General features: G+C 63.3%; 23 protein-coding genes. 15 read left to right on the forward strand and 8 right to left on the reverse strand.

Translation table 11 applies throughout. The annotated features are described in order from the left end of the window. Positions 1–221: 221 nt before the first annotated feature. Genes N4J17_RS13250 through soxC form a run of 3 tightly spaced genes read right to left on the reverse strand, consistent with a single transcriptional unit; the run spans position 222 to position 3,718 of the window. Complete coding sequence (locus tag N4J17_RS13250; RefSeq protein ID WP_198321898.1) at positions 222–1,916, reverse strand: hypothetical protein; 1,695 nt, start codon at positions 1,914–1,916, stop codon at positions 222–224. 19 nt (positions 1,917–1,935) lie between these two features. After that, positions 1,936–2,472, reverse strand: coding sequence for a c-type cytochrome (locus N4J17_RS13255; protein WP_232470254.1), 537 nt, complete (start codon positions 2,470–2,472; stop codon positions 1,936–1,938). Continuing rightward, entirely contained in the window at positions 2,459–3,718 is a 1,260-nt protein-coding gene (gene soxC / locus N4J17_RS13260) for a sulfite dehydrogenase (RefSeq protein WP_198321899.1), read from the reverse strand. Before soxC ends, N4J17_RS13255 begins: the two co-directional genes overlap by 14 nt. A 290-nt stretch (positions 3,719–4,008) precedes the next feature. Here soxC and N4J17_RS13265 point away from each other — a divergent pair, with 290 nt between their 5' ends. The 5 genes from N4J17_RS13265 (at position 4,009) to glcF (ending at position 9,483) form a co-directional block, all read left to right on the forward strand. Then, entirely contained in the window at positions 4,009–4,911 is a 903-nt protein-coding gene (locus tag N4J17_RS13265) for a hypothetical protein (RefSeq protein ID WP_198321900.1), read from the forward strand. Next, a complete protein-coding gene (locus N4J17_RS13270) occupies positions 4,908–5,621 on the forward strand; it encodes a rhomboid family intramembrane serine protease (protein WP_198321901.1) in 714 nt (237 codons plus the stop codon). The genes N4J17_RS13265 and N4J17_RS13270 overlap by 4 nt, the downstream gene beginning before the upstream one ends. A gap of 203 nt (positions 5,622–5,824) precedes the next feature. After that, positions 5,825–7,204, forward strand: coding sequence for an FAD-linked oxidase C-terminal domain-containing protein (locus N4J17_RS13275; RefSeq protein ID WP_232470255.1), 1,380 nt, complete (start codon positions 5,825–5,827; stop codon positions 7,202–7,204). Positions 7,205–7,212: 8 nt separating this feature from the next. Continuing rightward, positions 7,213–8,274 (forward strand): glycolate oxidase subunit GlcE, encoded by a 1,062-nt coding sequence (gene glcE, locus N4J17_RS13280; protein ID WP_198321903.1) that lies wholly within the window; start codon positions 7,213–7,215, stop codon positions 8,272–8,274. Continuing rightward, complete coding sequence (glcF, locus tag N4J17_RS13285) at positions 8,275–9,483, forward strand: glycolate oxidase subunit GlcF (RefSeq protein ID WP_198321904.1); 1,209 nt, start codon at positions 8,275–8,277, stop codon at positions 9,481–9,483. A gap of 27 nt (positions 9,484–9,510) precedes the next feature. Here the strand turns inward: glcF and N4J17_RS13290 are convergent, their stop codons facing one another. Genes N4J17_RS13290 through N4J17_RS13310 form a run of 5 tightly spaced genes read right to left on the reverse strand, consistent with a single transcriptional unit; the run spans position 9,511 to position 13,925 of the window. Beyond that, complete coding sequence (locus N4J17_RS13290) at positions 9,511–10,005, reverse strand: nucleoside deaminase (RefSeq protein WP_277458206.1); 495 nt, start codon at positions 10,003–10,005, stop codon at positions 9,511–9,513. Positions 10,006–10,022: 17 nt separating this feature from the next. Continuing rightward, positions 10,023–10,790: a glycosyltransferase family 2 protein gene (locus N4J17_RS13295; protein WP_198321906.1), complete on the reverse strand. Its 768-nt coding sequence runs from the start codon at positions 10,788–10,790 to the stop codon at positions 10,023–10,025. Then, the gene (locus N4J17_RS13300) at positions 10,787–11,566 is read right to left on the reverse strand and encodes a lysophospholipid acyltransferase family protein (RefSeq protein WP_277458207.1); all 780 of its coding nucleotides are present in this window, start codon (positions 11,564–11,566) and stop codon (positions 10,787–10,789) included. The genes N4J17_RS13295 and N4J17_RS13300 overlap by 4 nt, the downstream gene beginning before the upstream one ends. Further along, on the reverse strand, positions 11,563–12,600 hold the full coding sequence (locus tag N4J17_RS13305) for a hypothetical protein (protein WP_198321907.1): 1,038 nt from the start codon (positions 12,598–12,600) through the stop codon (positions 11,563–11,565). The genes N4J17_RS13300 and N4J17_RS13305 overlap by 4 nt, the downstream gene beginning before the upstream one ends. Then, the gene (locus N4J17_RS13310) at positions 12,600–13,925 is read right to left on the reverse strand and encodes an NAD(P)/FAD-dependent oxidoreductase (RefSeq protein ID WP_232470256.1); all 1,326 of its coding nucleotides are present in this window, start codon (positions 13,923–13,925) and stop codon (positions 12,600–12,602) included. The genes N4J17_RS13305 and N4J17_RS13310 overlap by 1 nt, the downstream gene beginning before the upstream one ends. Positions 13,926–14,362: 437 nt before the next feature. On the opposite strand from N4J17_RS13310, the gene dapC reads away from it, so the two are divergent. The 10 genes from dapC (at position 14,363) to hrpA (ending at position 24,603) form a co-directional block, all read left to right on the forward strand. Next, positions 14,363–15,559 carry a succinyldiaminopimelate transaminase gene (gene dapC, locus N4J17_RS13315; RefSeq protein WP_198321908.1) on the forward strand — a complete coding sequence of 399 codons (1,197 nt, stop codon included), beginning with the start codon at positions 14,363–14,365 and terminating at the stop codon, positions 15,557–15,559. A gap of 11 nt (positions 15,560–15,570) precedes the next feature. Continuing rightward, a complete protein-coding gene (gene dapD / locus N4J17_RS13320) occupies positions 15,571–16,386 on the forward strand; it encodes a 2,3,4,5-tetrahydropyridine-2,6-dicarboxylate N-succinyltransferase (protein ID WP_198321909.1) in 816 nt (271 codons plus the stop codon). 31 nt (positions 16,387–16,417) lie between these two features. Next, complete coding sequence (locus N4J17_RS13325; protein ID WP_198321910.1) at positions 16,418–16,822, forward strand: hypothetical protein; 405 nt, start codon at positions 16,418–16,420, stop codon at positions 16,820–16,822. Between the two features lie 23 nt (positions 16,823–16,845). After that, a complete protein-coding gene (tatA, locus tag N4J17_RS13330) occupies positions 16,846–17,058 on the forward strand; it encodes a twin-arginine translocase TatA/TatE family subunit (protein WP_198321911.1) in 213 nt (70 codons plus the stop codon). 7 nt (positions 17,059–17,065) lie between these two features. Next, a complete protein-coding gene (gene tatB, locus N4J17_RS13335) occupies positions 17,066–17,380 on the forward strand; it encodes a Sec-independent protein translocase protein TatB (protein WP_198321912.1) in 315 nt (104 codons plus the stop codon). Next, entirely contained in the window at positions 17,367–18,173 is an 807-nt protein-coding gene (tatC, locus tag N4J17_RS13340) for a twin-arginine translocase subunit TatC (protein ID WP_232470257.1), read from the forward strand. Before tatB ends, tatC begins: the two co-directional genes overlap by 14 nt. 17 nt (positions 18,174–18,190) lie before the next feature. Further along, positions 18,191–18,910 carry an SAM hydrolase/SAM-dependent halogenase family protein gene (locus N4J17_RS13345; protein ID WP_198321913.1) on the forward strand — a complete coding sequence of 240 codons (720 nt, stop codon included), beginning with the start codon at positions 18,191–18,193 and terminating at the stop codon, positions 18,908–18,910. 106 nt (positions 18,911–19,016) lie between these two features. After that, entirely contained in the window at positions 19,017–19,946 is a 930-nt protein-coding gene (locus N4J17_RS13350) for an ATP-binding cassette domain-containing protein (protein WP_198321914.1), read from the forward strand. Continuing rightward, complete coding sequence (locus tag N4J17_RS13355) at positions 19,936–20,703, forward strand: ABC transporter permease (RefSeq protein WP_232470258.1); 768 nt, start codon at positions 19,936–19,938, stop codon at positions 20,701–20,703. Before N4J17_RS13350 ends, N4J17_RS13355 begins: the two co-directional genes overlap by 11 nt. 6 nt (positions 20,704–20,709) lie before the next feature. Continuing rightward, positions 20,710–24,603, forward strand: coding sequence for an ATP-dependent RNA helicase HrpA (gene hrpA / locus N4J17_RS13360; protein WP_198321915.1), 3,894 nt, complete (start codon positions 20,710–20,712; stop codon positions 24,601–24,603). Positions 24,604–24,633 lie beyond the last annotated feature (30 nt).

Raw genomic sequence — 24,633 nt, forward strand, 5'->3', positions numbered from 1 at the left:
TCGTGGGTTCTGGAACCGAATGACATGACGCGTATTTTTTCCCGGACATGTCGGCGGCGGTTTGGCTGAAGAAGGAGTTCATCGGGTGGCGAGGTTCGGATTCGTAGTTCGGCGGCTCATGTAAAACCAGTGAGGTTTTGCAAATTTGCCGCGGAGCAGTGTTTTCCTCCGGTTTGGCCTAGTCTTTAAAGCCCGGTTCCCAGAACACGGCAGGGATAGTTTTAATTTCGGGCATCCTGTCGAGCAAGCCGCGGCGCATGGCGCTGGACCAGATATATCGTGGTGAGCGGTAGAATCAGTCCGAGCAGGGCGACGCTGATGTACAACGCGCCGAGTTGGCTGTAGTCGGCGGGGATTTTGACGGCGCCGGTGACGCTGTCTGTCACTTGGCGGGTCACCGTGAATATCTGGTTCAGATATTTCGTGCCGAGCTGTGAGAGTGACAGCGCCAGGTTGGTGAATGCAGCCATGACGGCGAAGTAGGTCGCTTTGAGCGCAGGGGGAGCCGAGCGGGCGATCCAGGTCAGCATTGGGATCATGGCGATCTGGCCGAGGGGCGATTCGAGCGCGGTATCGATCAAGGCGATGGCGCGGGCGTCGATGAGGCCATGGGTGAGCGCCGAGGTCCAGTGGTGGAAGCCATAGAACATGGCGATGTTCGGCAGGTATAGCAAGGCGCCGGCGACGGTGAGCGCGCCGAACACATAGATCACCGAGCGCTCGGCCATGAAGCGGCGGAAGACGAACATGCCGAACAGCGCCAGTGCGCTGGCCAGCAGCGATAGTTTGGAAAGGAACTGTTGATCGAAGCCGAGCTCATCGATCATCCACCAGGTGGAGCCGGCGCCGCTGGTGGGAACGGCACGGAACACGAAGATCACGGCGGCCGTGCCGAGGAGTTCGAAGCGGGCGTCGGGGGCGAGGTCTTGGGTGAGCTGCCGCATCAGGAACAGGACTATGCCCATGGAGCCGGCGAAGACGATTTCGGCGCTGAACTTGAAATCGGCCAGGCCCATGACGACGGAAAACACCAGGAAGGCGAGACTGCCGCCGAGTATCCACCAGTTTACCTCCGGCGTTTCGACATGCGCGCTTTGCAGTTTTTCGATTGCGTCCAGTTCGAATCCCTGGGCGGCGAGACGCCGGGCCTCACGATTCCGGACCATCGCGGACAGCCAGACACCGGCGACGGAAACGACCGGGATGACGAGGGCCAGCCGGTAGATTTCGAGGTAGATTTCCTTTTTCTGGTCAATGTCCATGGTTTCCACACCGTTGAACATGAACACATTGATGGCGGCGACCAGCAGGGTGCCGCTGATGATGGCGACGCGCCCCAAGGTCTGCATGGTGGTGTGGGCGAGTTTGAGCTGTTCCTCGGGAACGGCGTGGCCTTCCTCATCCACGCGGGGGACGGCTTCCACGGTCATGGCGTCGGCCACCGTGTCTTGGATGACATAGCCCATCGGAGCCAGCAGGACCGAGAGCACATACCAGCTTTCGGGCGCCATGATTTCCCGCATTGCCGCCGGTTTGGCGAGCAAGCCGATCATGATGAGGAGACTCAGGGCGACGAGTCCCGCGCCTAAGTAGATCAGGCGTCCCTTGTGTCGCCAAAGTAGATCAACCAGGTGCCCCATGGGCATCTTCATCGCCCAGGGCAACATGGCCCAGAACCCGAGCGAAGCGAGGAATTCGGCCGAAAGCCCCAGGTATTCCTTGACGAAGAAGGTGCCGACGATGCCGGTCAGTCCCGAAATGCCGGCGGCCAGGTAGACCATGAGCGGGGGCAGGTAACTGAGCCGGATCTGGCGGCCGAGTTCGAGGATATTGGCATCCAGCCATTGCCAGATCAGGCCGGCGTGGGTGGAGATGGATTCGCGGTCGCGGGGGGATTGGTCTTCGGGGAATTGCATGGTCGTATCGATCGGAATGTCAGCGGGGTTGCCGTTCGGGATAGGCCCAAACGAAGCCGGCGGCGTTCGGCATGCGTATTTTCGGTAGCGTCGAGGCGTTGATCGGATCGCGCTCGCCGATGATGCCGTTGGCATGGAGCAGGTAGGCGGTGAGGGCATAAGTCTCGTCGTCGCTCAGTGAGCGCGGTGCATCCAGCGGCATGGAACGGCGGATGAAGTCGAATATCGTGCTGGCATAGGGCCAATAAGTGCCGATGGTTTTGTCGGGTTCGGCGCTAGTCAGCGGGTTGCGGCCGCCGGCCAGTTCCTCTGCACTGCCACCGCTGCCATTAGGGCCGTGGCAGGCGGCGCATCTGGCATCGTAAATGGCTTTGCCTTCGACCGCCGTGCCTTCACCGGGCGGAAGGCCGGTGCCGTCGGGGAACACCGTGATATCCAGAGCAGAGATCGCGGCCGGTTCCAGCGGTTGTCCTAGGCGCGGCCCTTCGGGGGCGCTCGCTGCAGGAGCGCCGACCAGTGCGATGAACAGAGCGAGCCCTCCCTCACGCATAGACATGGCTGATGCTCCCATCGACGGCGACGGCCCAGGATACGATCGCATTGAAGTGGAAATAACCGTGGCGCCCGCGTTCGGCGATAAGGGTCTGGCGTTCGGGCTGGATATAGCCGGTTTCGTCGGTGGCCCGGCTTTTTAGCACAGCGGGAGCACCGTCCCAGTGCCAGGGCAGGCGGAAGCGGGTGAAGCATTGGGGCAAGACGGGCGAGTCTAGCATTGCATCGCGCCAGGTTCGTCCCCCGTCGGTGGAGACTTCCACTCGTCGGATCGTTCCCCGGCCGCTCCAGGCCAGGCCGGAGATCGGGTGCAAGCCGGGGCCGGGCAGGGACTGGCCGGCGGAGGGGCGGGTGATGAGCGACTTGGCTTCCATGACGAAGCTGAACTGCCGGGACTGGCCGGAGGGCAGCAGCTCGGTGTATTTCGCGGTTTCGTTGCGGGCCATCGCCGGCTGCTCGGCGAGCTGCAGGCGGTGCAGCCATTTGACATGGGTAACGCCTTCCCAGCCGGGCAGGATGAGCCGCAAAGGATAACCGTTCTCCGGCCGCAGGCGCTCGCCGTTCTGGTACAGGGCGAGTACGGCGTCGTCCAGCGCTTTTTCCAGGGGAATGCTGACGTTCATCGCGGCAGCATCAGCGCCTTCCGCGATCAGCCATTTGGCGTTCGGCCGCAGGCCGCATTCCTCCAGCACGGTAGCCAGCGGAACGCCGGTCCATTCGCTGCAGGAAGCCAGGCCGTGGAGATTCCCGGCCGGGACCTGCATCGGCTCCTGGTGCCAGCCGGCATTGCTGTTACCGCCGCATTCGATGAAGCCCAGGCGTGAGATCATCGGATAGCGCAGCAGGTCATCGATGCCAAAGGAGGAAGCCTTGCCCACCAAGCCGTGTACGACCAGGCGATGGATGGCGGGATCAATTTGCGGCACGCCGTTGTGGTGGCGCTCGAAATGCAGGCCGCTGGGGGTGACGATGCCTTCCAGTCGTTCCAGCGGCGTCCAGGATACCCCGTTCCCTGGTGCGTCGGCATTGGCTGCGACCCACCGGATGACGGCGCGCTCATGCGGCGAGGGCTGACCGTAATTGGAAAGGGGAGCGCCTGGACGCGTCATCCACGGCGCCGGCGACGCCCGGACGCTGCCGGTCAAGGCGGCGCCGGTGACGGCCAGGCCGGCTTTCAGGAATCGCCGGCGGTCCGGCCCGCTGGCAAGGGTTTCGGTCGGAAGGGTATCGGGTTCGAAGGATGGCTTCATGTCGGGCTTTCGGTGTGTATGAGGGATGAGGCGCGGACCGATTCCTTTTTCAGGCGCCTGTGGCAGCGAGTCCGGCTTGCGTCGGAAGGGAGTCTGCATCGGGTGGCTTCCGGATGGATTTGTCGGTTTCAATTGTGAGCGCGGCCATTTCCGTTCCTTCTTTTTGCTTACAGTCTTACAAAATTCCAACTTCGGCGCCACGACGCAGGAATTTCCACTCGTTCCAGGGTTTTTATTGCCCGCCACCTAAGTTAACTTAAGCCCATAACGATGAAACGGAGGTCTTGAGTATGCGTGAGGTCATGCGGGACTTTGCCGGCCTGATCATGCGGGGGACGGGATTTGCCTTCCTCGTCGCGAGCCTATTGGGCATACTGTCCTTGTATTTTCTCCCCGCCGCGTCGTTCTGCGCGGCCGCAATGGGCTTGGTCAGCCTGCGCCTGGGCGCAGGGAGGGGAGTACTTTTGGCCCTGGCGGTCGCCGTGCCGGTAACGGCATGCGGCTACCTTTTCCCGCCGCGGCCGGGTCTGGAACTGCCCCTGCTCGTCCTGATCGGTCCGCTGGTGCTGGGTGCGGCGGCCCTGCTGCGTCGTGACGGACGGCAAGGTCCTGCGCTGCTATTCATCGGTGCGGTTTGCATGGCCGGTGCCATCGCCATAGAGCTGATCTCCGGCAATGCCACGGCGTTCTGGAAGAGCTGGCTGCAGCACGCGGTGAAGGGCGTCAAAGGTGCAACTGTCGAGGGCTTCGAGGAGAACGGCACGCTGGTGCTGATGAATGGTCTCATCCCTTTGCTGGTCGGAGCCAGCGCGTTTCTGACTCTGCTTTTGGCCCGCTGGTGGCAATCCCTTCTCTATAACCCGGACCAGTTCGGAGCGGAATTCCAGCGCCTCCGTCTGCCTCGCGCCGCTCTGGCAGTCGCTGTGGCGCTGCTCGTACTCGCGTATTTCGGGCGTCCTGCGTTGGTAATGCACCTGCTGCTGGTGGGTATCATGATGTATGCGTTCCAGGGGCTGGCGGTCGTGCACGGGGTGGTGGCCCAGCGCGGAATCGGTTGGACAGGCTGGCTGCCGCCGTATCTCGCCCTGGTTTTCGTGCCGCAGTTCGGGGCCGTCGGGCTGGCGGTGCTGGGTGCCGTCGATGCGCTGGCGAATTTCCGCCGCCTGCCCGCGGCGGAGCGCAAAGTGGCGTGATTCCTTATCGCGACACCATTCCCTGCCGCTATACGCCTTGGGTGACATGGAGCCTGATGGTGTGTAACCTCGCCGTTCATGTTTACACGCAAACGCTGCCGCCCAGGGCGTTGCAAGCGCTGCTCACCCTGCACGGGCTGGTGCCGGCGCGCTACGGATTTCCGGACTGGGCGGTGACGGCGGGCTTCCCGGCCGATGAATACAGTCCTTTCATCACCAGCATGTTCCTGCACGGGAGCTGGTTCCACCTGGTCGGTAACATGTGGCTGCTCTGGATCTTCGGCGATAACATCGAGGACCGCATGGGGGGGGTCCGTTTCCTGTTCTTTTATTTGTTGTGCGGCGTGGTGGCGGCAGGGCTTCAGGTCTATTTCAGCCCGCAGTCGACGGTCCCCACGGTGGGAGCCTCCGGGGCCATCGCCGGCGTCATGGGGGCCTATTTCTTTTTGTACCCATACGCCCGATTGGTGATCTGGGTATTTTTCCTGCCGCTGTTCGTGACTGTGCCGGCGATCGCTTTTCTCGGCGCCTGGGTCATCTTCCAGCTTTACAAGGCCACCAGCGGCTTCGTCAGTCACGCGCCTTATGCCGATGTGGCGTGGTGGGGGCATCTGGGCGGCTTCATCATGGGGGTGTTCACACACCGGCTGTTTCTGCTGCCGGAGCGCGAGCCACCCGAAGAGACCGGCTTGCGCCGGGTACGCACCTGAGTCTTTCGGAGCTGACGATCATGGCGACCGGCCGCCCTGGATGGATGGAAGCGACTGCTCACTCCGACCCTGTTCCGCTCGCGGGTGAGGGAGGACAAAAAAACGCTGCCCATTGTTTCACGTCAGGCATGGAGCGGGCGGCCTTTCTCCGTGAATTGAAGCGGGTTCTCCCGGCGGCGGCGGTTTTGAGCGAGCCGGAGGACTTGAGGCCCTTCGAATGCGATGCGCTGTCCGCTTACACCGTCCTGCCCTGGCTCGCCGTGCTGCCGGAAACCGTGGAACAGGTCCGGGCGGTGCTGCGTCTGTGCCATTCGCAAAGTGTGCCGGTGGTGACCCGGGGCGCCGGCACCGGTCTGTCCGGCGGTGCTTTGCCCGTGGCGGAGGGCGTGCTGCTGAGTCTGGCCAAGTTCAACCGTATCCTGGAGGTCGATCCCGCCAACCGCCTGGCCCGGGTGCAGCCGGGTGTCCGCAACTTGGCGATTTCCGAAGCCGCGGCGCCCTTCGGTCTGTATTACGCTCCGGACCCGTCTTCCCAGGTCGCCTGCACCATCGGCGGCAATGTGGCGGAAAATTCCGGCGGGGTGCATTGTCTGAAGTATGGCCTGACTGTGCACAACGTGTTGCAGGTCACCCTGTTGACGATCGAAGGCGAGCTGCTGACACTGGGTTCGCTGGGGCTGGACGGACCCGGATACGATCTGCTCGCCCTGATCAACGGGTCGGAAGGCCTGCTCGGCGTGATCGTCGAGGTCGTCGTCAAGCTGCTGCCGGTGCCGGAAACGGCGCGGACAGTGCTAGCAGCGTTCGACAGTATCGAGGCGGCGAGCGAGGCCGTGGCCGGCGTGATCAGCGCGGCTTTGGTGCCGGCCGGCCTGGAGATGATGGACAACCTCACACTCCGCGCCACGGAGGCGTTCGTTCACGCCGGCTATCCCGTGGAGGCGGCGGCCGTCGTGCTGTGCGAAATGGACGGCATGGTGGAGCAGGTCGAGGCCGAGATCGCCCGGGCGCGGACCGTGCTGGCGGGACACGGTGCGGTGGAAGTGCGCGAATCCCGCGACGAAGCCGAGCGCCGGAAATTCTGGGCGGGGCGCAAGGCCGCCTTCCCGGCGATCGGGCGGATTGCCCCCGACTATTACTGCATCGATGGCACGATTCCCAGGAAGCGGCTGGCGGAAGTGCTGGGGCGCATCGGCGAATTATCGGAACGGTATGGCTTGGCGGTCGGCAACGTCTTTCATGCTGGCGATGGAAACCTGCATCCCCTGATCCTCTACGATGCTTCCCACCCCGGCGAACTGGAACGCGCCGAGGCGCTGGGCGAAGAAATCCTCGTCCTCTGCGTCGAGGTCGGTGGCACGGTGACCGGTGAGCATGGGGTGGGTATTGAGAAGCTCAATCCAATGTGCGTGCAGTTCGGCACGGCGGAGCTGCGCCGGTTTCACGCGTTGAAGGCCGCGTTCGACGCGGGCGGCCTGCTCAACCCCGGCAAGGCCGTCCCGACGCTGGCGCGCTGCGCTGAATTCGGCCGCGTGCACGTGCACGGTGGCCGGCTCCGCCACCCCGAACTGGAGCGGTTCTGATAGCCACCATGCGTAGCCTGGACGACTCGGAAAATCTAGCGGGGCGGGTGGCAGAAGCCTGCGCCCGAGGTGAGCCATTGCGGATTCAAGGCGGCGGCAGCAAGGACTTCTACGCCGGGCCCTGCACGGGGCAGCCGCTGTCGACCCGGACCCACAGCGGCATCGTCCATTACGAACCCACCGAACTGGTGCTCACGGCCCGCAGCGGCACCCCGCTCACCGCGATCGAGGCGGTGCTGGCGGAATCCGGCCAGATGCTTGGCTTCGAGCCTCCGCATTTCGGGTCCGATGCGAGCTGGGGCGGAACCGTGGCCTGCGGATTGTCCGGGCCGCGCCGGCCCTGGGCCGGTAGCCTGCGAGATGCAGTGCTGGGCTGCCGCATCGTCGACGGTCGCGGGAAGGTGCTGTCGTTCGGTGGCCAGGTCATGAAAAACGTTGCCGGGTTCGACGTTTCCCGGCTGATGACCGGTGCGCTCGGGACGCTGGGACTGCTGCTGGAAATCTCGGTGAAGGTGCTGCCCAAGCCCGAGTGCGAGATCACTCTGAGCTTCGAATGTTCGCACGTCGAAAGCCGCGAACGGATGATCCGTTGGGGCGGCAGCGGCCTGCCGGTCACCGGCTTGGCCTGGGACGGGCGGCTGTACTTGCGGCTGGCCGGAGCGGAGCCGGCTGTTTCCACTGCTGTCCGCCGTATCGGCGGCGATAGGGCGGAAGACGCAGCGGGATTCTGGAACGGCCTGCGCGAGCATGCGCATGACTTTTTCTCGGGAGAGGCTGACCTGTGGCGCCTATCGCTGCCGCCGGCCGCAGATACCGGCCGGTTGTCCGGCGCATGGCTCATCGACTGGGGCGGCGCTCAGCGCTGGCTGCGCACCGATGCAGATCCGGACGAGGTATTTGCCGCCGCCCAGGCCGCAGGCGGGCATGCCCGCTTGTTTCGGACGCTGAATCCGCAGGCGCCGCGCTGCGCTCCCCTAGCCCCCGCGCTGGCCGCCCTGCACCGCCGGGTGAGGGCGGTCTTCGATCCGGCGGGGATCCTCAACCGCGGACTGTATCCCGAGGCGGCGTGAATGCTCACACGTTTGGACGAACATTTCAAAGACAGTCGGGAGGGACAGGAGGCCGCCGCCATCCTCCAATCCTGCGTCCATTGCGGTTTCTGCACGGCCGCTTGTCCGACCTACCGGCTGCTCGGCGACGAAAGGGACGGCCCGCGCGGCCGGATCTACCTGATCAAGGCGATGCTGGAAGGCGAACCGGCTACGGAGCGCACCCAAAGCCACCTGGACCGCTGCCTGGGCTGCCGAGCCTGCGAGAGCGCCTGTCCGTCCGGCGTGCGCTACGGTCGGCTCGCCGATCTCGCCCGCGGCATCATTGAGGAACAGAGGTCAAGGCCAGCCATGGAAAGGCTCGAGCGCAAGTTGTTGCGGATGTTCCTGCCGTACCCGTCCAGGTTCGCGCCCTGGGTCGGTCTGGCCCGCCGGTTGAGGCCGTTGCTGCCTGCCGTCTTGCGGAACAAGCTGCCGCCTGCTTCAGGCACGCCGCCTTGGCCACCGGCCCGTCATCGACGCACCATGCTAGCTTTGGGCGGCTGCGTCCAGCCCGTGCTGGCCCCGTCCATCGATGCCACCGCGGCGCGGGTGTTGGACCGCTTTGGGATATCGCTGATCCGGGTCCCGGCAAGCGGCTGCTGCGGTGCCTTGAGCCACCACCTTGGCGCGCACGGGGAAGGGCTGGACTTCATGCGCCGCAACGTCGACGCCTGGTGGCCCGCCATCGAAGCCGGCGCCGAAGCCATCGTCATCACCGCCAGCGGCTGCGGCGTGGTGGTGAAGGAATACGGCGAACTGCTACGCGACGATCCGGCCTACGCGGATAAAGCGGCGCGGGTGTCCGAGCTGGCGCGGGATCTGAGCGAGGTCGTCGCTGCCGAGGACTGGACTTCACTGGCGCCGCTCGCCACCCGGCGGATCGCCTTTCAGTCGCCCTGTACCCTTCAGCATGGTCAGCACCTCGACGGTGTGGTCGAGGCGCTGTTGCAGAGATTGGGATTCGAACTGACGCCGGTCGCGGATGCCGCCCTCTGCTGCGGCTCCGCCGGCACCTATTCCCTACTGCAGCCGGAGTTGTCGTCGCGGTTGCGAGACGACAAGCTGCGAAACTTGGAAGCCGGCGAGCCCGAAGTGATCGCAACGGCCAACATCGGTTGCCTATTACAGCTTGCTTCCGGCACCAGGCGGCCGGTGCGGCATTGGGTCGAATTGCTGGACCGGTGCTGACCGGCTCCATGGGGTTCGGCGGGGCTGTCAGTACCTCGCGCCATTGGGCAGAGCCCGGAACTCCCGCCAGACTTCGAGCGCTTCCTCCCGCATGAGCTGCTGCGGCGCTAAATGCCGTTCGGCGTAGGACTTGGCGATGTCCAGATGGATCCGCGAGTCGTCGAACAGGTCTTCGTAGTCGTGCCAGGCGGCGGCGTAGAAGATTTTATCGATCCGAGCCCAGTAAGCCGATGCATAGCACATCGGGCAGCATTCGCAACTGCTATACAGGACGGCGCCGGAAAGGTCGTAGCTGCCGATTTGGCGGCAGGCTTCCCGGATGGCGTTGACTTCCGCATGGGCCGTCGGGTCGTTGTCGCGGATCACGCTATTGCCGGCAACGGCGAGCACCTGTCCGCCGCGCACAATGACCGCACCGAAGGGGCCGCCGGTTCGGTCGACGATGCCGGCATGCCGCATCGTCTGGATTGCCAGCCGCATGTACGCCCGGTCCTGCTCGCTGGGAAAAACGTTGGCGGGCACGTCGGTTCCTCTCAAACTCAGATTTCCGGCCGCCGGACGATTCTGGCGAGCAGGATCGGCAGCCGCGCCAGAAAGCCGAACATCAGACGGACGTGCATCCAGGTGAGGAGGGCGTTGTCGCGCCAGTAATGGAAGTGCGAGGTGCCGCCCTCTTCGGGCTTGGGATAATAAACCGGCACCGGTAGATTGACCGGCCGCATGCCGGCCCAGCAGAGCCGGACGGCGGCTTCCGGATCGAAATCGAAGCGCCGCATCCATTGATGATCCTGCATGATGACGCATAGCGCATGGATCGGATAAACGCGGAAACCGAACAGGGAGTCGCCGATCCCGCTCCAGAGCGTTTCCAGGTTCGCCCACCAGTTGGAAATACGCCGGCCTTTCACGCGCAGAGAGGGGGCGGAGTCATCGAACACCGGCACCCCCAGGATCATGGCATCCGGCTCTTCCTGCGAGCGTGCCATGAAGACCGGAATCCAGTCGGCGGGATGCTGGCCGTCGGAATCCATGACCAGGGCATGGGTAAAGCCCTTGCGGCGGGCGGTCAGCAATCCCCGCAGCACGGCCGCGCCTTTGCCGCGGTTGGTCGGCATCCCCAGGACCACCAGGCCGCCATCTTCCGCCGAGAGCTTCAGCAGCCCTTCCCAGGTACCGTCCGTGCTGCCATCCACCACGACCCAGACCGGATTCCAGTGCCGGCGGGCCGCCTGGACGGTTTCGTAGACTTTGGGGCCGGGGTTATAACTGGGAATGATGACGAGATGGGTACTGGAGGGCGTATTCATGTCTTAGGAACCGGTTTCGAAGGGCGGGGGGAAAACAGGGCGAGTTCCCTGGCGTAATAGGCTTCCAGCGCATGGGTGAAGGCCACAGGATCGTCGGGCGGATCGAATCTCAGACCCAGCCGGATGCGGAAGCGGATCGGGAGGCGGGGTCTTGCATAAACCGGCCAGCGCTTGCTCAGGAAAGGGGAGTCGGTTTCCACGATCAGCGTCTGCACCGGGACGCCCGCATGGCGGGCGATCAGGGCGGCCCCTCCTTTGAACCGCCCGACCGGCGGCTCCGCGGTGCGGGTGCCTTCAGGGAGGATCAGCAGTTGTCCGCCCTTGTGCAGCTCTGCGACGGCAGCCTTGATCATGCCATGGCCGGAATCGTTGCGGATGTAGCGGGCCAGGCGGGCGCCGGCGCCTAAAAAAATGTTGTCATTCAGGTTCGCCTTCATGATGCAGACCAGGTCCGGCAGGCGCGCGGCGACGATCACGGCATCTAGCAGGCTGGGATGGTTGGCGACCAGCAGCAGCGGGATGTCCTTGCGCAGGGCTTCGAGTTCGGCAGTGTCGAAGCGGAAAGCGCCGGCCGCATGCATGATGGCAAAGAAGATCCGCCAGCCGTACATGATTCCGAACCGGCCGACCGGCCGTCCCAGCCGTTCGGGCAGCAACGGATAGAGCAGCACGGCGGCGCCGATCCAGACAAGGGACATGGAAGCATAAAGCAAGAGCCCCAGGTATAGCACGCTGTATTCGTACAGCGCCTTTAGCAGGCTGATCAATCGACTCACATCGGTTCTCCTGGATTGCCAAGGCTCCTGCTTCCGAAGGCTTCGATCTCGACCAGCAGTTCGCGGCGGCAGATGTCGGCCTCGACGATCAGGATCGCCTCCGCCGCCGGCAGCATCGCCGCGAGCTCATATTTTATCGGCTCCAGCGGGCAACCGGGCCGGACATAGACTTTGTAGCGGAAATCCTCCCAGGTGAAGCCACCGCTGGCCCCTCCGTTCAGGGTTTCGACCAGGGCCGCGAGGTTCATCAGCGTTTCGCGGGTCTGCGCCGCGGCATCGCCGGGATGTACACTCATATGGCCGAGGATGCTCGCCGTGCCGGAAACGAAGACCGCGGTCTGATCGGCCGATCGCAGCACAGTGGCACGGGAAAAGCTCGGGCTGCGTGGCCCGTATGCCGGAGGATAGCGATACGCACTGAGCTGGCGCGGGTTTTCGACAGGGATCAGCGGTATACGCGCAGCGACAAAATAGACCACCAAGGGACCGGCGTGCGTACCGAGCGCGCAAGCGGCGGGCAAAGCACCGGAAAGCGGCCGGTTGGCCCGCAGAAATGCCTCCTGCCGCCCAATGTTAAACTGCCGGTAACGTTCCAGACCCGATTCTTCCCTGTTGATGCCCGGGAAGTAGTTCCAGACCCGCACGAGGTGCGGGTAGCCCTGCTGCTCCAGCAACCGGAACAGCGCATCGTAGGCGCGCGCCGTCGCGCCGCGGATGTCCGCCTCCGCATCGGTCTGCAAGCTTCCGAACAGATGGTGGCCATCGCAGGCCCAGTGGATGGCTCCGGTTCTGCCCCAGGTCGCTCGGGAGACGCCCAACCAAATTTCGACCAGCGGCTCGGCCGGCAGCCTCTGGGGCATCGCGATCTCCAATCGGGGAAGCATGCAGGGCAGGTCGGCCGGCGGTTCCCCCCCGAAGCCGACGGCGCCGAGCCCGCGTTCCCCGATCAGATCGAGCGCGGCCGGCAGTTCGGCCTGCCGCAGGTAGAGGGCTGCCAGCATGCCGTTCGCCGGCGTGATATTGGCCGGTAACATCAGGCGGGATCGGCGTCCTGGATGTTCAGGCTGCGCCGCCGGCGCGCTTCCACAGTCCGGCGGAAGTGCCACAGACTGTTGAGGTAATAGATCACCTTGAAGGCATACAGCGAAAACCATATCGGCGTACGGCCGAAGATGTCGCCCGCCAGCAACGACAGCAGGGCTTCCTTCATGCGCAGCACGTTCTGCGGCGCCATGAACAGCTCGCGCATCGTCGGGTCGGTCATCCGGTAGATGAACCAGGAAAACTCGCGGGGGCCGTGCCGTATCCGCCGGTCGAAGCGTTTGAGCGCCGTATCCGCTCGCCCCGGCTGGCGCAGGCAGGCATCCACCGTCTCGGCCGCGGCCACCCCCCCCTGCATGGCGAACAGAACGCCAGACGAGAACACCGGGTCGATGAAAGCGAAGGCATCGCCGATCAACAAATAGGATGCGCCGTGCGTCCGGGTGGATACATAGGAGAAATTGCCGGTGGCTTGCACCTCCGAAACGAGTTCGGCAGCGTTCAGGCGTTCGGCAAGGGGCGGGCACAACGCGATCGTGTCGAGGAAAAATTCGCCGAGCGGCTTGTCCCTGCGTTTCATGTAATAGGGCCATGTCACCGCGCCCACGCTGGTCGTGCCATCGGCCAACGGTATGAACCAGAACCATCCGTGTTCGAACCAGAACACCGAGATACAGCCCTCGTGACGGCCGCTCAAGCGGCGGGCGTTGGCGAAGTGGCCGTAAACCGCGGCGCTGCTGTGTTTCCGGTTGCGCTGCTTGAGCTTCAGCCGGTTGGCGATGAAAGTGTCGCGGCCGGAAGCATCGACCACGAAGCGCGCCTGCCAGCGCCGGCTCCGCCCGTCGTCGTCCTGGGCATCGACCTCCGCGCCTTGTGCGCCGGCCAGAAACCGGATATCCGTCGCGCGCCAGCCTTCCAGGACTTCCGCACCGCGCTTCGCCGCGTTGCGGACGAGGATGTGGTCGAATTCCGATCGCCGCACCTGGTAGGCGTATGGCATGGATTTATCCCAGGCGTCGGCGAATTCGAAGGTGAGTGTCTCGGCGTGGTCGGGCGACACGAATTCCGCGCCGGGTTTGTGCATGCCGATGCGCTCGACTTCCTCTTTGACCCCCAGCCTTTCCAGCAAGGGGAGATTGGCCGGTAGCAGGGATTCGCCGATGTGGAAGCGGGGATGCCGGTATTTTTCCAGCACGACCGTGCGATAGCCGCGTTCGGCCAGGAGCGCGGCAGCCGTGGAACCGGCGGGCCCCCCGCCTATGACCAGCACATCACAGTCGGTGGATCGAGGGGGCGTGGATTCGGGACTCGCGTTCATCGGGACGGATCAGGATCGGATGGGTGACGGCCGACGAGGCATTATAGCTTCAACGATGCGGGGGGCGAACCAAGATCGCCCATGGCGATTGTGCCGACCAGAGCTCACCGACTGGGTCACGGCGACCCGGGCCGGACTTTGCGGGTGTCAGATTTTTCCACTTCGCCACGGTTTGCCGATGGTCGGATTTCGGCTGCGGCAGCGGGATGGTGACCGGCAGAAGCCTTTAGGTCGATGGTATTCCCCACGACAAATCGCCGGGGGCCAGCGCCCGTTATGGGCGTGAACATCGACTGTTTCGGGGACAAGGACAGCGCCCCAGGAGCATTGCCGGGCCTTTCAGGCCGAATCCCGTCCCGATTCTGGAAGAGCGCTGGCGCCATGACTTATACTAACCTGCCTTTTCAACGAAGACGGCGCCCGCGATTCTTTCGGACATGAATCCCAAGCTCGCCAGCCTCCATCCTTATCCCTTCGAGAAGCTGGCGGTTCTCAAGCGGGGCCGCGTGCCGCCGGCGGATAAGCCTCACATCGCAATGTCGATCGGCGAGCCCCAGCATCCGACGCCGCACTTCATTGCCGAAGCCCTGCTGCAGCATTTGCATGGTCTGTCCTCCTATCCGACCACCAAGGGCGGGCCGGAACTGCGCCACAGTGTCGCACGCTGGCTGGAACGGCGTTTCGCCCTGGGGGAGGGCGCGATAGATCCGGAGCGGCAGGTGCTGCCGGTCAATGGCACGCGGGAGGCACTGTTCGCCTTCGCCCAGGCGGTGGTCGATCCGGCGGAGCAGCCTCTGGTGCTGATGCCCAACCCCTTCTATCAGATCTATGAGGGGGCGGCGATCCTGGCCGGCGCGGAGCCATTTTTCCTCAATACCACGGCCGAGTCCGGGTTCCTGCCGGATTTCGATGCGGTGCCCGAAGCGGTCTGGAGCCGCTGCCGCCTGGTCTACGTTTGCTCCCCCGGCAATCCCACCGGCGCGGTGATGGGAGTCGATCAGCAGCGGCAGTTGCTGGAACTGGCGGAAAGATACGATTTCATCGTCGCATCGGACGAATGCTATTCGGAACTGTACGCCGATGAGGCCGATCCGCCGCCGGGTTTGCTCCAGACCGCGGCCGGGATGGGCAACGGTGAATTCCGCCGCTGCGTGGTGTTTCATTCCCTCTCCAAGCGATCCAACGCACCCGGCCTGCGTTCGGGTTTCGTGGCGGGCGACGCCGATGTCCTCGGCCGTTTCCTGCTCTACCGGACCTACCACGGCTGCGCCATGCCTCTTCCGGTGCAAAAAGCCAGCGCAACGGCCTGGGCCGACGAGGCTCATGTGCGGGAAAACCGGGAACTTTACCGGCGGAAGTTCGACGCGGTTGCCACCGTGCTCAGAGACATCCTCGATCTAGCCGTACCTTCGGCTGGATTTTATCTTTGGCTGCGCACACCCATCGACGACACGGCATTTGCCGCCGGCCTGTTCGAGGCTCAGAATGTTACGGTGCTGCCGGGGCGCTTCCTATCCCGCCCGAGTGGAGGCGTCGATCCGGGTGCAGGCCATGTTCGCATCGCTTTGGTCGCTCCTTTGGAGGAGTGTGTCGAGGCGGCGCACCGTATCAAGCAGTTCATTCAAACCCTATAGTCAGCGATAACATGTCCTTGGAAAACATCATCAATGAAGCTTTCGAAAATCGTGCGCAGCTCAGTCCGGCCGCGGTGAGTCCCGACGTGCGCGAGGCGGTGGAAGAGGCCCTGCGGTTGCTGGACAGCGGGGCGGCCCGGGTCGCCGAGAAGAAGGAAGGCGCTTGGGTGGTCAACCAGTGGCTGAAGAAAGCCGTGCTGCTCTCCTTCCGGATCAACGATAACCGCGTGATGGACGGCGGCGAGACGCGCTATTTCGACAAGGTGGAACCCAAGTTCGGCAGCTTCGCTCCGGAAGACTTTCGCGCCGCCGGCGTGCGCGTCGTACCGCCCGCCGCCGTCCGCCGGGGCGCCTACATCGCCCCCGGGGTCATCCTGATGCCGTCCTACGTCAACATCGGCGCCTATGTCGATTCCGGCACCATGGTCGACACCTGGGCCACGGTGGGCTCCTGCGCCCAGATCGGCAAGAACGTGCACCTTTCCGGCGGCGTCGGCATCGGCGGCGTGCTGGAACCTCTGCAGGCGGGCCCGACCATCATCGAGGATAATTGCTTCATCGGAGCGCGCTCCGAAATCGTGGAAGGCGTCATCGTGGAAGAGGGCTCGGTGATTTCCATGGGTGTTTACATCGGTCAGAGCACCAAGATCTACAACCGGATGACCGGCGAGATCAGCTACGGGCGGGTGCCCGCGGGCTCCGTCGTGGTGTCCGGCAATCTGCCGGCCAAGGATGGCAGCCACAGCCTGTATTGCGCGGTGATCATCAAGCAGGTGGACGAGAAGACGCGCGGTAAAGTCGGCATCAACGAGCTGCTCAGAGACTGATTATCCAACAACAAATAAACGAGGAAGAGTCATGAAACGATTATCCTCCGCAGTAGCGGGCCTTTTGTTCTCCGCCAACGTGTTTGCCGTCGCCCAGCATTACGTGCGCCAGGATGGCGGGCACGTCCAGCACATGAAGATCAACAAGGTCGGCGATGAAATCAGCGTCGAGGTGGATGTCGACTTCGAGCCGGTCGGCAGTGTCGACGAAGGCAAGAGGCCCTGCTCCCACACGATCAGTGGCAATGCGGAGAAGATTGCCGACAATGAGCTGGTGCTGAAGAAACAGGTGGAAAGCGAAGCGCGCTACTGTGAACTCAAGATTCACCTCAAAGGCGATGCGGCCGTGATCGAGCAGTCCAAGGACTGTGGCTATTTCCTTGGCACCTACTGCAAGTTCGGATCGGAAGGCAAACCGCTGCTTCTCGTAAAATGACGTTCAACCCGGGGGTTTGAGCCATGGGTATAGGTGTTTGGGAATTGCTGCTGCTTTTTCTGATCGTTCTGGTCGTCTTCGGCACCAAGCGTTTGCGCAACATCGGAGGCGACCTGGGCGGAGCGATCAAGAGCTTCCGCTCGGCCATGAGCGAGAACGAAGACAAACCCACCGAGGGCGGGGCACGCACCCTCGAGGGTGAAGTGGTGGAAAAGAAGGAAAAGGACAGGGTCTGACCGGATCATGTTCGATATCGGCTTCACCGAAATGCTGCTGATCGGCCTGGTCGCCCTGCTGGCGTTCGGGCCGGAGCGGCTGCCGAAGGTGGCTAGGGAAACCGGCTACTGGATACGCAAGGCCCGCAGCACGCTGGCTTCGGTCCGCGCGGAGATCGAACACGAGATGGAAATGCAAGAGTTGAAACAGGCTATGCAGGAAGCCAAATCCGGCCGGCTTCTCGAATCCGCAGCAGAGAAAGGTGGCAACTCTCCGGAGCATGTGCAACCGGAGAACGAGTCGGGCGCCGCAGCGACGGAACAGGCCGATGACCGACCGTAAATCGAGAATGGCCGAAGAGGATGTGGAGCAGCCTTTCATCTCCCACCTCGTAGAATTGCGGCAGCGGATTCTTCGCGCCCTGGCGGTGGTGCTGGTGCTGTTTCTCGGACTGGCATTCTATGCCAACGGAATTTATTCCTTCCTGGCAGGGCCGTTGCTGAAACACCTGCCGGAAGGTTCGCAGATGGTCGCGATCGATGTGGCGTCTCCGTTTCTCACGCCGTTCAAGCTGACCTTGGTGGTCTGCATATTCCTGTCAATTCCGTTCATCCTTTACCAGGCGTGGGCTTTCATTGCCCCTGGCCTCTATCGCCACGAGCGGCGCATGGTGCTGCCGCTGCTGGTGGCGAGTACGCTCTTGTTCTATGCTGGCGTGGCTTTCGCCTATTACGTGGTGTTCCCCGTGATGTTTGGCTTTTTGACCGCTACGGCACCGGCCGGCGTGGCGGTGATGACGGACATCGCCAAGTACCTGGACTTCGTCCTGACTCTGTTCCTCGCTTTTGGCGTCGCCTTCGAGGTCCCGATCGCAACCATACTCCTGGTATGGAGTGGCATCGTTTCCCGCGAAACCATCGGCAACAACCGCCCCTATGTGATTGTGGGCGCTTTCGTGATAGGAGCCATCCTGACACCGCCGGACGTCGTGTCACAGACCCTGCTCTCGGTTCCGATCTGGCTTTTGTTCGAATTCGGGTTCTTCTTCTCCCGGTTTTTCGAGCCCAAACCGGCCCACGAGGCCGCAGCCACCAGAGGCATCGAACACCGCGATTCCTCTGCTTCCGGTCATTGAGGCCAGGTCCTTCGGCCATGATTCTGCTGTTCACCGACTTCGGGCCGGCTGGCCCCTACCTGGGCCAAGTGGAAGCGGTGCTTCGGCTGAACGCGCCCGGCGTGGACGTCATCCACTTGGTGAGCGACGCGCCGGCTCCGCTTCCCGCGGGTTACCTGCTGGCGGCGCTATGCCGGCAGTTTCCGCAAGGCAGCGTCTTTCTCTGTGTGGTCGATCCGGGGGTGGGCAGCGATCGGGAGGCGCTGGCACTCGAAGCGGACGGACGCTGGTTCGTCGGCCCCAACAATGGTCTGCTCAATACCATTGCCGTACAGGCGCAAACCCGGCGCTGGTTGCGGATCGACTGGCGGCCGCCGATCCTGTCGGCCAGTTTCCATGGCCGCGACCTGTTCGCGCCGATCGCGGCCCGGATCGCCCGACGGGATTTCAGTTGGGAACATCGCGTGGTCGCGGGACCTGAGCTAACGTTATGGCCGGCGGACCGAGCCTCAATCATCTATTGCGACCATTATGGCAATGCGCTGACAGGCCTGCGCTACCGTCCTGAATTCGCGGGACGGATGTTGCGTGTCAACGACCGGTATGTGCGGCATGCGGAGGTTTTTTGCGCGGTTGAGAGGGGCGCGGCATTGTGGTACCGCAACTCGCTGGATTTGGTCGAGGTCGCTGTCAATCGGGGGAGAGCGGACCAGATTCTGGGACTTGCCATCGGTGACGGTGTGCTTTTCGAGCCGTAGGGGATAGCCGGTTCGCCGCGGATTGCCATCCGATGCATGGCGGCTCCGGGGAGCACGATAGTATAATTTTCAAGCCTTCCCGCCTGTTCATTTCCACAAGCTTTCCGTGAATTCACCCGGCCATCCAGTCGTCATCGCGCGCCAATTGACCAAATCTTTCGGGGCGAAGCGGGTGGTGGACGGTCTGTGCTTCGAAATTCGGCAAGGCGAATTCGTGGGTATTCTCGGTCCCAACGGCGCGGGCAAGACTACCACGCTGCGGATGCTGGTAGGCAACACGCCACCGGGCTCGGGCGAACTCTCGGTGCTGGGCTTTGCCATCCCCGCCGAGGGGCGCACGATGCGCGCCAGGATCGGCGTAGTGCCACAGCAGGACAATCTCGACATCGATTTCACGGTGGTGGAAAACCTTCGCATTTACGGCGGTTATTTCGGCTTGGCCGAGCGGGCGCTGAAGGTCCGGATTCCCAGGCTCCTTGAGCTCGCAGCGCTTACTGACAAGGCCCATGCTCGCATCGGCCAGCTTTCCGGCGGCATGAGGCGACGCCTTTCTATCGCCCGTGCCCTCATCAACAAGCCCGAGCTGTTGGTATTGGACGAACCGACCACCGGACTCGATCCCCAGGTGCGGCACAATATTTGGAACATGCTGCGCCAGCTGCAGAACGAAGGACTGACGATCATCCTGACCACTCATTACATGGAAGAGGCCGAGCGCCTGTGCGGCCGCATCATCCTGATGGACCACGGCCGGATTCTGGCCGACAGCAGTCCCCCGACCCTGATTCGCGATCACATCGAGCCGCATGTGCTGGAAGTCCACGGCGCCAACGCCGAAAACTGGTGTTATGCGCTTGCGCTGGCCGATGGCCAGCGCTGCGAGCGCATCGGCGAGAGCGTCTTCGTCTATGGTGATGACCTCGAAGCCCTGGTCCGCTCGCTGGATACCTGGGAGGGCGTGCATTACGTCTACCGCCGCGCCAATCTGGAAGACGTGTTCCTGAAGCTCACTGGACGTGATCTGCATGATGTTTGAGGCCGCCAAGCGTTGGAAATCCGTGTGGCGGCGCAACGCCTGGGTATGGCGCAAAGGCGCATGCACGGCGCTGCTGGGTGGTTTCGTCGAACCGCTTTTCAATCTGCTCGTACTCGGCTTCGGGTTGGGGAGCTACGTCGGCCGGGTCGCCGGCCTGTCCTATCTGGATTTCCTCGCCGGCGGCATACTCGCGACCAGCGCCATGAACGCCGCAACCTTCGAAGGACTGTACCTCGCCTATACCCGCATGGTGGTGTTGAAGACCTGGGACGGCATGCTGGCGGCGCCTTTGTCGCTTGCCGACGTCGTTATGGGAGAGGTGTTATGGATGGGCACCAAGAGCTTGATCGCCGCTGGTCTGATTCTGGCGGTGCTGGCGGGTTTTGGTCTCACTTCCGGATGGGCAGCGTTGGGGGTACTGCCGCTGGCTTTCCTGGCCGGTGTCTGCTTCGGCAGCATCGCCCTGGTGGTGACTTCCTTTGCGCGCGGATACGACTTTTTCGTGTATTACATCACGCTAGGCATCACTCCCATGGTGCTGCTGAGCGGGGTATTCTTCCCTTCCGACAGTCTGCCCTTTATCGTTCGTGCCGGCAGCGAGTGTCTGCCGCTGTTTCACGTCGTGGCGCTGATCCGTCCGCTGCTGGCCGGCGAGCTGGATTCGGCCCTGCTCGGGCACGTGGCGGTATTGCTGGCCTTTGCCGTATCGGCGATCTCCCTTGCCATCTGGCGCCTCGAGTGCAGGCTGACGCAATAATTCCTCATGCTCGACTACCTCACACGACTGGAACGGTCGCTGGACCGATGTTTCGGTAAGGACCGGTTTGCGTTACGACGCCGACTGCAGCGTCTAAAGGCCACGGCTGCAACGGCACCCCTGCCGGTGCAAGAATTGGAGGCGATCGCCCGACGGATCGAGGTCTCGACGGCTCTGTGCGCGGCGCGGGCGGCTGCCGTGCCCCCACTGCAATATCCCGAAGAATTGCCGGTGTCGGAACGGCGCAGCGAGATCGCCGAAGCGATCCGGCGGAATCAGGTGGTGATCGTGTGCGGCGAGACCGGTTCCGGCAAAACCACCCAGTTGCCTAAGATCTGCCTCGAGGCGGGGCGCGGAATCCAGGGTTACATCGGCCACACCCAGCCGCGCCGTATCGCCGCCCGCAGCGTGGCCGCGCGGATCGCCGACGAATTGAAGCGGCCCCTGGGCGAAACCGTCGGGTACAAAGTCCGCTTCCACGACCAGACCCGCCCGGACAGCCTCATCAAACTGATGACCGACGGCATCCTGCTGGCGGAGACCCAGGCCGACCGGTTCCTTGACCAGTACGATACCCTCATCGTCGACGAGGCTCACGAGCGCAGCCTCAACATCGACTTTCTGTTGGGCTACCTCAAATGGCTGCTGCCCCGACGGCGCGATCTCAAGCTGGTCATCACTTCGGCCACCATTGACCCCGAACGCTTTTCCCGGCACTTCGGCGATGCCCCGATCGTCAGTGTCTCCGGCCGCACCTATCCGGTGGAGATTCGCTACCGCCCGCCGGACCTGGCCGAAGAGGAGAGCGACGAGACCGACCGCGGCGAACAGCAGGCGATCCTGGATGCGGTGGATGAGCTGTGCCGGGAGAACACCGGCGACATCCTGATTTTCCTGAGCGGTGAACGGGAAATTCGTGATACCGCCGAGTCCCTGCGCAAGCATCATCCGGTCGACTGCGAAGTGCTGCCGCTGTATTCGCGGCTGGCAGTGTCCGAGCAGGAGAAAATCTTCAAGCCGCACGGCCGCCGCCGCATCGTGCTGGCCACCAACGTGGCCGAGACCTCGCTGACGGTGCCCGGTATCCGCGGCGTGATCGATGCCGGCTATGCCCGTATCAGCCGCTACAGCCACCGCAGCAAGTTGCAGCGCCTGCCGATCGAAAAGATTTCCCGTGCCTCGGCCAATCAGCGCGCCGGCCGTTGTGGGCGTGTCGGGCCGGGAATCTGCATCCGCCTGTATTCGGAGCAGGACTTCCTGAACCGGCCGGAATTCACAGATCCGGAGATTCTCCGCACCAACCTGGCCGCCGTCATCCTGCAGATGAAGGTGCTGAATCTCGGGGATATCCGCGGTTTCCCGTTCGTTGAACCGCCAGACGAGCGTTTGGTTCGGGATGGTCTGAAGACGCTGCAGGAACTCAACGCGCTGGACGCTCAGGGTCGGCCGACCGAACTGGGCCGCCGACTCGCCAAGCTGCCGGTCGATCCGCGCTTGGGTCGGATCCTTCTGGCCGGAGCCGAGGAAAACTGTCTGAGCGAAGTCTGCATCATCGTCGCTGCCTTGAGCGTCCCCGATCCGCGGGAGCGTCCTGCGGACAAAGCTCAGGCCGCCGACCAGAAGCATGCCCGTTTCCGCCATCCGGATTCGGATTTCATGGCGATCCTCGCTTTGTGGAAGGACTACGAGGAGCAGCGCCAGCATCTCTCCGGCAGCAAGCTGCGCCAGTACTGCCGCGACAATTTCCTTTCGGCTTTGCGGATGCGGGAATGGCGCGATATCCATCAGCAGATTCTGGAAGTCATCAAGGGCGAACTCGGACTTCGGTTGAATCAGGTTCCCGCCGACTACGGTGAGATCCACCGCGCCATACTGAGCGGACTGCTGTGCCATATCGGTTTCCGCCAGGATTACAATGAATATGTCGGGGTGCGTGGACAGAAGTTCCAGATCTTTCCCGGTTCGTTCCTGTTCAAGACCCGACCGGTGTGGATCGTCTCCGCCGAACAGGTCGAGACCAGCCGAGTCTATGCCCGCACCGTAGCCAAGATCGAGCCGGAATGGATCGAAAAGTGCGGCGCCCATTTGTTGAAGCGTCACCATTACGAGCCGCACTGGGAACGCAAGGCCGCGCGCGGTGCCGTGTTCGAGCGCACCGCCCTGTATGGCCTCACCGTGCAAAACGGCCGCAAAGTGCCTTATGAGAACGTCGATCCCGCCGGGGCGCGGGAGCTCTTCATACGCTCCGCCTTGGTGCGCATGGACTATGACAGCAAGGCCCCGTTCCTGATGGCGAACCGCAAGTTGCTGGAAGAAGCGGAATACTCCCAGCAGAAGGAACGGCGGGCGGATCTGGTGGTGGACGAGGAGACCCTGTACCGTTTCTTCGACGAGCGGGTGCCCGCCGAAGTGGTCAATGGCGCCAGCTTCGAGATCTGGCGCAAGACCGCCGAACGCCGCGAGCCCCGACTGCTGATGCTGTCGCGGGAAGATATCACCCTGGACGGCGGTGGGGCAGGAAACGCGAGAGATTTCCCGGACGAATTGGTGCTGGGACCGGTGCGGCTGAAACTCGAATATCGCTTCGAGCCGGGCCATGAGGACGATGGTGTCACCGCCATCGTGCCGCTGCACGTGCTCAATCAGATCGACCCCGAGCCGTTGCGCTGGCTGGTGCCGGGGCTGTATCGCGAGAAAGTGGTGGCTCTGATCAAGTCTTTGCCCAAGACCTGGCGCATCCATTTCGTACCCGCCCCTGATTTCGCCGACCGCGCCCTGCCCATGCTGGACTACCGGCGAGGCTCGCTGCCACAGGAATTAGCCAAGGCGCTGAAAAAAATCGGCAAAGTGGCGCCGCCGGTTTCGGCCTTCGACGAAGCCGCGCTGCCGGCGCACCTGCGGATAAACTATGCCCTGGTCGACGAAAACAACGTCGTGATCGCCCGCTCCCGCGATCTCGGTCAGCTCCAGGCCCGCCACGGCGCCGAAGCCGGCCGCAGTTTCCAGAACATCGCCTGCCAGGAAATTGCAGTCTCCGGCCGGCGGGTCTGGGATTTCGACGATTTGCCGGCCGCTTACAGTGGACGGGTCGATGGTCAAGAACTGCACGGTTTTCCGGCCATTATCGACGAAGGCGGGACCGTCGGCGTGCGGGTGTTCGATCGGGCCGAGGAGGCCCAACTGCAGCATGAATTCGGCCTGGTCCGTCTGCTGCGCCTGAGGTTGGCCAGGGAGATCAAATACCTACGTAAAAACCTGCCCGTCACCGCGACCAGCGAACTGCTCTATCGCCAGTTGCCCCCGGGCGGGCGCGATCTGAGGGAAGACCTGCTGGACAAGCTCATGGCGGCCTTGTTCCTCGACGACCTGCCGGAGTTGCGGACCCGCGTGGCATTCGATGCCCGCAGCGAACAGGGGCGCGGCGACTTAGTGCTCAAGGCCAATGAACTGGGGCGCACCGTTGAGCAGGCGCTGGGGCTTTATGCGGAGTGTCGCAAAGCCCTGGCTGCCCTGGGCAACCATCCCGCCGCCCGTGATGGCGCCGACCAGTTGGACCATCTGGTGTACGCGGGCTTCGTGGCCAAGGTGCCTTATCGCCGACTGAAGCACTATCCACGCTATTTCAAGGCGCTGCTACACCGTCTGGAAAAATGTCGCCAGGATCCCGTCCGCGACGCCGCGCTGGAGAGGGAGCTCAATTCGTTCTGGCAGCCCTACTGGGAATCCGTGAAACACGGCCAAGCGCCCTTTGTCCCCGAACGGGACGAATTCCGATGGGCGCTGGAAGAATTCCGCGTTTCTCTGTTTGCCCAGCAGATGAAAACGGCGTATCCGGTCTCGACTAAGCGTTTGTGGGAGCTGTGGTCGCAGCGGTCATCCCCGCCGGCGCTGAAGACCTGACATCACATCGCGCGACCTTAACAACGAGTC

Source organism: Methylococcus capsulatus, from assembly GCF_036864975.1.
Lineage (GTDB): Bacteria > Pseudomonadota > Gammaproteobacteria > Methylococcales > Methylococcaceae > Methylococcus.

What these genes read in the sequence shown, in the direction of transcription:
- N4J17_RS13250 (WP_198321898.1), bottom strand. Translation starts at nt 1,916, where the DNA reads ATGCAATTCCCCGAAGACCAATCCCCCCGCGACCGCGAATCCATCTCC.
- N4J17_RS13255 (WP_232470254.1), bottom strand. Translation starts at nt 2,472, where the DNA reads ATGTCTATGCGTGAGGGAGGGCTCGCTCTGTTCATCGCACTGGTCGGC.
- soxC (WP_198321899.1), bottom strand. Translation starts at nt 3,718, where the DNA reads ATGAAGCCATCCTTCGAACCCGATACCCTTCCGACCGAAACCCTTGCC.
- N4J17_RS13265 (WP_198321900.1), top strand. Translation starts at nt 4,009, where the DNA reads ATGCGTGAGGTCATGCGGGACTTTGCCGGCCTGATCATGCGGGGGACG.
- glcE (WP_198321903.1), top strand. Translation starts at nt 7,213, where the DNA reads ATGCGTAGCCTGGACGACTCGGAAAATCTAGCGGGGCGGGTGGCAGAA.
- glcF (WP_198321904.1), top strand. Translation starts at nt 8,275, where the DNA reads ATGCTCACACGTTTGGACGAACATTTCAAAGACAGTCGGGAGGGACAG.
- N4J17_RS13295 (WP_198321906.1), bottom strand. Translation starts at nt 10,790, where the DNA reads ATGAATACGCCCTCCAGTACCCATCTCGTCATCATTCCCAGTTATAAC.
- N4J17_RS13305 (WP_198321907.1), bottom strand. Translation starts at nt 12,600, where the DNA reads ATGTTACCGGCCAATATCACGCCGGCGAACGGCATGCTGGCAGCCCTC.
- N4J17_RS13310 (WP_232470256.1), bottom strand. Translation starts at nt 13,925, where the DNA reads ATGAACGCGAGTCCCGAATCCACGCCCCCTCGATCCACCGACTGTGAT.
- dapC (WP_198321908.1), top strand. Translation starts at nt 14,363, where the DNA reads ATGAATCCCAAGCTCGCCAGCCTCCATCCTTATCCCTTCGAGAAGCTG.
- dapD (WP_198321909.1), top strand. Translation starts at nt 15,571, where the DNA reads ATGTCCTTGGAAAACATCATCAATGAAGCTTTCGAAAATCGTGCGCAG.
- N4J17_RS13325 (WP_198321910.1), top strand. Translation starts at nt 16,418, where the DNA reads ATGAAACGATTATCCTCCGCAGTAGCGGGCCTTTTGTTCTCCGCCAAC.
- tatA (WP_198321911.1), top strand. Translation starts at nt 16,846, where the DNA reads ATGGGTATAGGTGTTTGGGAATTGCTGCTGCTTTTTCTGATCGTTCTG.
- tatB (WP_198321912.1), top strand. Translation starts at nt 17,066, where the DNA reads ATGTTCGATATCGGCTTCACCGAAATGCTGCTGATCGGCCTGGTCGCC.
- tatC (WP_232470257.1), top strand. Translation starts at nt 17,367, where the DNA reads ATGACCGACCGTAAATCGAGAATGGCCGAAGAGGATGTGGAGCAGCCT.
- N4J17_RS13345 (WP_198321913.1), top strand. Translation starts at nt 18,191, where the DNA reads ATGATTCTGCTGTTCACCGACTTCGGGCCGGCTGGCCCCTACCTGGGC.
- N4J17_RS13355 (WP_232470258.1), top strand. Translation starts at nt 19,936, where the DNA reads ATGATGTTTGAGGCCGCCAAGCGTTGGAAATCCGTGTGGCGGCGCAAC.
- hrpA (WP_198321915.1), top strand. Translation starts at nt 20,710, where the DNA reads ATGCTCGACTACCTCACACGACTGGAACGGTCGCTGGACCGATGTTTC.